This window comes from Daejeonella sp., assembly GCF_046590655.1.
GTDB lineage: Bacteria > Bacteroidota > Bacteroidia > Sphingobacteriales > Sphingobacteriaceae > Daejeonella.
This window is the reverse complement of sequence record NZ_JBKJUM010000024.1, coordinates 19954-29250: the sequence shown is the minus strand read 5'-3', so window position 1 is coordinate 29250 and position 9297 is coordinate 19954. Positions and strand designations below refer to the sequence as shown.

Sequence of the window (9297 nt, the reverse complement as noted above, 5' to 3'; positions counted from 1 at the left end):
TACAGTTGTTCGCATCAGTTACAGTAACATTATAAGTTCCTGCTGCCAAGCCTGAAAGATCTTCGGCGGTTATCCCCCCGGTCCATAAATAAGTATATGGAGCAGTTCCACCGGTGGTTGTTAGATTGATCGCGCCGGTAGAAGATCCAAAACAAAGTACATCAGTCTTAGTATTTGTTGATGCAAGTGCAGTTGCTGGCTGAGCAATCGTAATACTTTTTGTTATGGGAGTGCAATTGGCAGCATCCGTAACTGTAACCGCATAAGTGCCTGCACTTAAAGCACCAAACGATGGAACCGCAATCGAAATGCCATCTTTTGTCCAGTTATAGGAATAACCTTCGGTCCCCCCGCTTACATTCAATGTAGCAACGCCATCATTCCCGCCAAAACACCTAACATCTTTAGTTTTAGAAAACGTCACTGAAAGGGGTGCCGGTTGTAAAATTGTGAAACTGATAACCTTCCCGCAGGCATTTGCATCCTTGATATTAACAGAATAATTTCCCGCAGGCAAATTACTTACAGAAGCAGTCCCTCCTGTAAAAGCAAATGTCACGTCGGCAGTTCCGTCTTTAGAATATGTCCCGGTGTATGGGGCTGCAGCGCCTGATGCATTTACAGTAAAGCTTCCCGTACTTTGTCCATTACAACTTACATTTGCAAACGATACATTAGCGACCATGGGTGAGGCAATGTATAAATCGTCAACAACTGCTCCGCACGTAGCAGTAGGAGATCCGGGATCAGTAATTTTAATAGTTATCGATGAGGTATTTGCGGGTATAGTAAAATTAAGAGTTATTCTTGAAAGAGTAGTTTGGTCATTTGCCTGTAAAACTCCTGAACTATAAAATGGAGAAATGGCGCTTTTGTCGAAGACTTCTATTAATATCCTGGAGTTAGCACTCGTTGTACAGCCGTTAGTCCAATTTCCATAGTTTAGGCTTAATGAATATGCAGAACCAGATATGACAGATGAGATAGTTTGCTGTAATGAATACATATCTGTACCACTATTTCGTATTCTTGCAGCATTACTCCCGGCTTGTGTTACAATATTAACTTTATCCGTTCCAATTGCGGTCCAGCCGCTAATGGAAGAGTAAAAGCCTGCAGGGGTATTGTCAAATGTCCCTTGTGTAACAGCATTACATACCTGCGTATATCCTTTTTGTGAACTGCTTAGGAAGATAGTAGTCGAACAAAGAAAGATAAATACTCTTACTATTTGATGTCCCCTGAATAAATCAGAAAATCCAGGCAAAGGCAGTCTATCTTTTCGGAAACAGCTATTGAGGCTATTTATAAAAGCCTGAATATTAGAAAACCTTGAAACTAACTCGCTCATTAGCCTGCAAAAACTGTTTTATAACCGGTAAGTAATTTTTAATTATCAGTATACAATTTCGTTTTACGAAAATCACTGCAGAAGGTTATGGTTAAATTAATTTGTTCAGGCAAGAATTTAGCCTTAGAAACCAACCAGATAAGTGATTAAGCTTTCAAAGTCGTCTCGTTCAGGGATTGTTAAGTTGAGGAATTGGCATCAAAAAGATATTTATCTTTTATTAAAAAGAAGGGAAAGTGCTTATTTCTACCTTTTAAGTATCAGATACCCCTTATTGACCTGTTTAACACGTTTTCCCACTGCCAAACTGTACGTGTTGATGATAAAGAAATAAACACCGTCTGTTAGTGGTAGTTCTGAATTAACCAGGAGGCCCTTATTTGCATAACCTCTAAAGGCCTTGTCCCCATTATTGTAATTTTTTATAGTAAACAGTTCATTTCCCCATCTGTTAAAGATGAGAACTTCATTGTCCTGGAAAGCCTCAATGTTCTGGATGGCGAAAAATTCATTTCCATTTCCATCTCCATTGGGTGACATTAGCGGATCGGGCAATATAGCAGCATTATTAGGTTCATCCTGAGGTTTTTCAGTTGGAGTCGGCGGAGGATAAAAATCGTTAATAATAACCACCGCTCCATTGCCGATGCGTACATCTATATGTGAAACTGTATTAATCGCCAGTATAATATCTTCATCTACTTCTTGAAAAGCATCATGCACTGCAGCAAAAGTCATTTTCTGGGTTGTGGAAATTTGTCCTTTCGGTATTGTCAGACTTTGATAATTATCAAGAACCAGATAATCCCGCTCCTTTAGTGCCTTGCCACTATACTCTATCGTTATTGTAACATCTTCCTTAAACGGCCGAACCAGCCTCGCCGTCACGGAAACTGTCTTGCCCTCTCTGACCGACGAAAGTTCTGGTGTAAGGTGTACAATGGTATATTCAATTACGTTGATCGTTACAACAGCGCTATGGCAGGCTCCCAATGGATTACATATCTGGTAGGAAAAATCAACTCTGCCAGCGAAGCCACTGTCTGGCATGAATGAAATCTTTCCATCCTGATCAAAAGTTAACGTTCCATTCTTTGGATCAGTTAACTTGGTAAAAGTGAGTTTGCCGGTTTGCGGATCCCAATCGTTAGGTGCAACATCGGCCGATAGCATCAGTCCCTGATCAACTATAAAATTATCATCCTTAGCTATAGGACTGCATGTTCCTTGAAAAACTTCTGCTTTAGCCGAAACATTACACCCACTGGCATCTGTTACCAATATTTCATAAACTCCGGCTGCGACATTTTTAAGTTCGGTACTTGTTAGACTGATATTTCCATTCCAGGTAATTTTATAAGGCGCCGTTCCTCCAGTTAATAGGGCTAAAATGCTCCCGTCTTTTGCACTCGCACAAGTTGCGTTCCTTGCTGTAAGCGATATCTTAAGAGATTTAGGGTGATTGATGGTTACGGTTTCGGTTTTTATACACCCATTAGCATCTGTCACGGTCACATTAAAGGTTCCGGCTGAAAGTCCTGTTAAATCTTCTGTGGTACCTCCCCCAGTCCAGGCATAAATGTAAGGAGCAGTTCCACCGGTTACGGATAAGTTAACTGAGCCTGTTGTTGCTCCAAAGCAAAGGACATCGGTTTTCGCTGATGTTAAGGCTAATGCGGTTGCTGGCGCTGAAATGATAACTGAAGTAGTTGCAGAACAGTTATTCGCATCAGTCACAGTTGCATTATAGTTTCCAGCTGCAAGTCCTGTTAGGTCTTCTGTAGTAATTCCCCCAGTCCAGGCATAAGTATAGGGAGAGGTTCCACCTCTAACACTCAGGTTGATCGCTCCTGTTGATGTTCCGAAACAAATTACGTCGGTTTTCACTGATGTCAAGGCTAATGTTGCCGCTGGCGCTGAAATGATAACTGAAGTAGTTGCAGAACAGTTGTTCGCATCGGTCACAGTCACATTATAGGTTCCGGCTGCAAGTCCGGTTAGATCTTCTGTAGTAATACCGCCAGTCCAGGCATAGGAATAAGGAGCGGTTCCACCGGTTACGGATAAGTTTACTAAGCCTGATGTTGTTCCAAAGCAAAGGACATCGGTTTTCGCTGATGTTAAGGCTAATGCGGATGCTGGCGATGAAATGTTAACTGAAGCAGTTGCAGTACAACTGTTCGCATCAGTCACAGTCACATTATAGGTTCCCGCTACCAGTCCTGTTAGATCTTCTGTAGCAATGCCGCCAGTCCAGGCGTATGTATAAGGAGCAGTTCCGCCAGCAACGGATAAGTTGATCGCTCCCGTTAAAGTGCCGAAGCAAAGAACGTTTGTTTTAGTAGAATTCAGTGCGAAAGCAGTTGCCGGCTGAGCTACTGTAATCGACGCTGTTGCAGTACAGTTATTCGCATCGGTCACAGTTACACTGTATGTTCCGGCTGCAAGGCCTGTTAGATCTTCTGTAGTAACTCCCCCAGTCCAGGTATAAGTATAAGGAGCGGTTCCGCCAGTAACGGATAAGTTAACAGAGCCGGTTGTTGCTCCAAAGCAAAGGACATCGGTTTTCGCTGATGTTAATACTAATGCTGATGCTGGCGATGTAATCACTATAGATGCTGTTGCAGTACAGTTGTTCGCATCGGTCACGTTCACATTATAGGTTCCCGCTGCCAGCCCTGTAAGATCTTCTGTGGTAACTCCCCCAGTCCAGGCATAAGTATAAGGAGCAGTTCCACCAGTAATACTCAGGTTGATCGCTCCTGTTGATGTTCCGAAACAGCGTACATTGGTTTTGATATAAGAAAGGCTTATTGATGACTTTGTAACTAGAATCTCATCTGTACACCCAAGATCAGAACGCAAAACAAACTTATAAATCCCGTCCGCGTTCATCCCTGTGATCAGGCCAGTTGTAACATGAATTGTTGCATCCGCAGGATTGCCAGTTACCTTCTCCCATTTGTAGCCGGTTCCTGCTTCGGCAAGCTTATAAGTATCTTGTGGAGAACAGATATGCACGTCAGCTCCAGCAACTTTAACCTGTTCCCTGGTAACATTGACTGTATCTGAACATCCGCCTTTATTTGTGAGCTGAAATTTGTAGATGCCGTTTGCTACCATGCCGGAAATATTTCCGGATTGATCAATTGACGCTACGGCAGGATTCCCAACAACAGTAGACCAGGTCTCCCCGATAACTGCAGCAACTAATTTAGCTGTAGGGGAAGTGTTACAACCAGTTATATCCGCTCCAGCAACGGGCTTTTCAAAAGCAGAAACAGAAATTATCTTATCGGCAGAAATATTACAGGTGGTCCCTGATAGGTTCAATGGTTCTGTTGCTACTTTGAGCCTGTAGCGATAGCCGTTCATACTTGGAGCTATTGGGAGATCTCCGTATTCGGCCAGATATTCATAGGCCTGGCGGGCAGAATTATAAACAGGACTGCCAGTCTTAGGAGTGCCCATATCCGTCCAGGTAGTACCACCATCTTTGCTATTTTGGAATATGTAAGATGAATAAGTATTTACAGAAGCCTTCACATCAGCCTTCAGTGGCAAAACGCCGTAAGAGCAAAACTTAGGGGTTAAAGATACGTCAGGATAAGTAATACTCGGTCCGCATATTGCAAGAGAAATATCATCAATACCGAGATCATTGCCCTCGGCTACAAATGTTGCGTTGTCAATACGAAAGTCAACTAAAGTATTAGGCCCAGAATACCATAAACCTCCAACTTTTACCCATTGTGGAACAAATCCTGTCGAAGCAGTTGAATAGGCTATTGAACCCGATGTAGAAACAAGCTGACTGTTTATATAAAAACTTATGTTTGGTTCGGTACCAGCTACTGCTGCACTATGATTTCCAGGTAGCACATTAATCACGTACGCAGAAAACGCGTAAAGTGTATTCGGGCACACCGCCATACTTGTTGCCTGATAGAAAGTCTTTCCAAAAGCAGCTAAATTTGGTGAACCATTTACAATCATTGCATAACCACCATCGCCTGTATGATCTGAAGCTACCCAATCGGATTTAATGCAATTCCGACTAGCCATAGTGCCCAGGGTTTTTAAAAATGAATAGGTACCCTCGGGTCCGAGAGATCCAGATGTTGAAGCATAATTGTAATTGGTTATCGGGGGTACGGGTGCATTTCCAAGGTTTTGTAATGGAGCTGCCACGCTGGAATTATCGTTAATGCAAGAGATCGTGGCTTTTGGTGTAATATAAGGGGAACTAAATGTTCCTTGGGTACCCAAAATATTGTTCCCTAATGTCCCTCCGCTACAAACCAGCAGCGTTCCGTTGGGAACTACCGGTATTGTAAAAGTCGCGGCTGTTGCATCAGTTAAACTCTCATTGTCGGTCACGGTATATGTAAAAATAGCAGTAGGCTGGTCGAAGCTACCCATCACATCAAACTGTAAATTTTTGGCTTCTGCCAGGGTGAGAGACTGATTCACAAACACCAAAACATTATTCAGATACAATTTTCCCGCAGCGATCGCCGGTAATGAAAGTATCTTAAAAGAGACTATGGTTCCGTCTGAGTCTTTACCGATCAAAGGGAGAATCTGGATCCGTCCGGAAACATTTTGAACAGAGAAATTTCTTACATCGACAGCTTCAGGCGCTACACTTGCCGACTTGAGGTTAAATTTAAAGTTGAATAGATTAGCGTAAGCAGAAAGACAGCAGAAAAAACAAAAAAAAAACAAATAAATAAAGCACTTACAGAGCTTTGAAACAATTATCATTATATAATACAATCCCCCAGTTAATACCTTTTCTACGAAAAAATGTAAGAAAAGTTATACCCAATCAGAAGGAAATCAATAATGTAATTTTTAAGCGTCAGCGCGCTTAAATTTAATTATGTGCTGATCGATTCGACATACAAATCTTCTACCTTCTTACGAGCCCACGGCGTTTTTCGAAGAAATTTTAGCGAGGATGACACATTCGGATCTTCATTAAAACATTTGATTCGGATCATCGTACCAAGCTTTTCAAATCCGTAAAAATCAACCAAATAAAGCACAATACTTTCGAGAGTTTGGCCGTGGAGCGGGTTATTGGGTTGAGGAGGATACATCGTCGACAAAGGTATCCCATTTATGACATAATAGACCACTGGCGAGCTTAAATTCGAATAATTAATAATATAACAATTGAAGCTCCCGCGCCAGAATATTTTAATTTGTAAATTTACACCAGAATAAAAATCCAATGAAATACAAGTTAGGTGAGTTTGTGCGTTTTGTCGAAGAGCGCCGGGAAGGATATATTACCCGCATTATAGACGATCAAACTATTGCGGTCACTGATGAAGACGGATTCGAAATTCCGGTTTTAGCAAGCCAGGTTACAAGGGTTCACGGCAAAAGCGCGGATGATGAGCCTGTGTTTGAAAATAGCAAGGCGGTGGACGCTGAATTCATATCGTCTGGGATACTCCTCGCTATAGTTCCTGATAAAAAAGCGGGCTCTGTCGTGCATATAAACCTTGTGAACGGCACTTCTTACGTGCTATTGGCCGTTCTCACAACGGAAAAATCAGATAAATTTAAAGGCCAGTTTTACGGAGTTATCACGCCAAAATCAGCTGTTCAAATGTATTCTGCATCGTTAAATGAATTGGATCAATGGCCTAAAATCCATTTACAAATTCTCTTTTCGTCCGGTAACACTAAGGAGCTAAAAAAACCCATCGAATTTTCAGAAAAATTCCGTGCGAAAGATTTCTCTGGAGCTAAAAAGACATCAGAATATCTGGAACAAGCTGCCTGGCTGATCCAATTGGATTCCGATGAACCCATTATCGACCCACAGAAATTGAAGGAAAGCTTCTATCGACCTGCTGCTGAAAAACTGCAGGTTGAAAATCCAGGGAAGGAGATTGATCTTCACATAGAAAAACTTCGCGATGATCATCAATACCTCAAAAACAGCGAAATTCTGGATATTCAGGTAGCATTTTTCCGAAAGAAGCTAGATGCTGCGATCGTACACAAATTGCCATCAGTAATCTTCATTCATGGCAGCGGTAACGGTACCCTCAGAAATGAGATATGTAAAGTTGCCAGCAAACATCCTCAGGTTAAGACGTTTATGGATGCTTACAGGGAAAAGTTTGGTTATGGAGCAACTGAGGTGTTTTTGAAATAGAATCAAGAACCAGGAATCAAGACATCCACAAAACTCAGAACCGGGTGAATGGAACCGTGTGATGTCACGATAGAACTACCCATACCGAAATCTGAAGCGACAAAAATTACTACCTTTGCTTTTTTACAAATTAGCCCTTGACGTGACTACGATCACTTCCAATAATAATATGCTCAATCCCGAAATCGAGAAAAGAAAAACATTTGCAATCATAAGTCACCCGGATGCAGGTAAAACCACGTTAACAGAAAAATTTCTCCTGTTTGGCGGTGCGATCAATACAGCTGGCACGGTTAAACGGAATAAAGCGAATCAAAGCAGCACATCGGATTTCATGGAGATAGAAAAACAGAGAGGAATATCTGTAGCGACTTCTGTTATGGGTTTCGAATATAATGGTAAACGCATTAATATTCTAGACACACCGGGACACAAGGACTTCGCCGAAGATACTTACAGGACGCTTTCTGCAGTAGATAGTGTGATATTAGTTGTGGACAGCGTAAAAGGGGTAGAAGAGCAAACTCAAAAGCTGATGGATGTTTGCCGGATGCGTAACACACCCGTAATAATTTTCATAAATAAGCTCGACCGGGAAGGAAAAGATACGTTTGATCTGCTAGATGAACTCGAAAATAATTTAAACATAAGTGTTTGTCCCCTATCCTGGCCTATTGGGCAAGGTCATAATTTTAAAGGAGTTTACAATATATTCGATAACTCCCTAAACTTGTTTCGGCCCGATAAATCAAAAATCGCCGAAACGCTTATCCATGTAAAAGATCTGGATGATGAACTTCTCTCGGAACATTTGCAACCAAAAGAATTACAAACATTAAAGGATGATTTGGAACTGGTGGAGGGCATTTACGGTACATTAGACAAAGAACTTTACCTCGAAGGCTTGCTTGCTCCTGTTTTCTTCGGAAGTGCTATCAATAATTTTGGAATCCGTGAATTACTGGATACTTTCGTTTCAATCGCGCCGAGCCCGAAAAGCCGGGAAGCTAATGAGAGAATGGTTATTGCAACAGAAAAGGGCTTTACCGGCTTTGTATTTAAGATCCATGCAAATCTGGACCCTAATCACCGTGACAGGATAGCGTTTTTAAGAATTTGCTCGGGGAAATTTGAGCGCAATAAATTCTACTACCATACCCGCCAGGGTAAAAAATTAAAATTTTCTAACCCGATGGATTTCATGGCTAATGAGAAGAGTCTCGTTGAGGAAGCCTGGCCAGGAGATGTCGTCGGACTTTACGATAGCGGTAACTTTAAAATTGGCGATACGCTCACTGAAGGTGAACAACTCCAATTCAAGGGCATTCCAAGCTTTTCGCCGGAGATTTTCAAAGAGGTAGAAAACCGGGACCCACTAAAATCGAAACAGTTAGAAAAAGGTTTACAACAGCTTACTGAAGAAGGTGTAGCACAGCTATTTGTGCAACAGCCCGGCAATCGAAAAATCATTGGTACGGTGGGAGAACTTCAATATGAAGTTATTGCCTTTAGGCTGCAGCACGAATATGGCGCCAAATGTGCTTTCAGGCCACTCACTTTCAGAAAATCAAGTTGGTTAACATCAAAAGAAAAGAAAAATTTAAACGAGATTGTTCAAAGGCGTCACCATCATATTGCGACAGATAAAGATGGCAACCCAGTATTTCTAGCAGATAATGACTGGACACTCAATCTGGCAAAAAGGGATTTTCCAGATGTCGAATTTCACAGTACTTCGGAGTTTAAGAGGCAACAGGCTTAGGGGAGT

General features: G+C 41.8%; 5 protein-coding genes. 2 read left to right on the top strand and 3 right to left on the bottom strand.

The window, feature by feature from the left end; all coding sequences use genetic code 11:
* From ACLL8Z_RS02390 to ACLL8Z_RS02380, 3 genes are all read right to left on the bottom strand, one after another.
* Positions 1–1351: SprB repeat-containing protein (locus ACLL8Z_RS02390; RefSeq protein WP_411273153.1), on the bottom strand; the 1351-nt coding region annotated here is incomplete at its 3' end.
* Positions 1352–1597: 246 nt separating this feature from the next.
* Positions 1598–6079: an Ig-like domain-containing protein gene (locus tag ACLL8Z_RS02385; RefSeq protein ID WP_411273152.1), complete on the bottom strand. Its 4482-nt coding sequence runs from the start codon at positions 6077–6079 to the stop codon at positions 1598–1600.
* A 155-nt stretch (positions 6080–6234) separates the two neighbouring features.
* Positions 6235–6456 (bottom strand): VF530 family DNA-binding protein, encoded by a 222-nt coding sequence (locus ACLL8Z_RS02380; RefSeq protein ID WP_411273151.1) that lies wholly within the window; start codon positions 6454–6456, stop codon positions 6235–6237.
* Between the two features lie 134 nt (positions 6457–6590).
* Here ACLL8Z_RS02380 and ACLL8Z_RS02375 point away from each other — a divergent pair, with 134 nt between their 5' ends.
* Positions 6591–7529, top strand: a complete 939-nt coding sequence (locus ACLL8Z_RS02375) for a Smr/MutS family protein (RefSeq protein WP_411273150.1) — start codon at positions 6591–6593, stop codon at positions 7527–7529.
* A 169-nt stretch (positions 7530–7698) separates the two neighbouring features.
* The gene (locus tag ACLL8Z_RS02370) at positions 7699–9291 is read left to right on the top strand and encodes a peptide chain release factor 3 (RefSeq protein ID WP_411273154.1); all 1593 of its coding nucleotides are present in this window, start codon (positions 7699–7701) and stop codon (positions 9289–9291) included.
* Positions 9292–9297 lie beyond the last annotated feature (6 nt).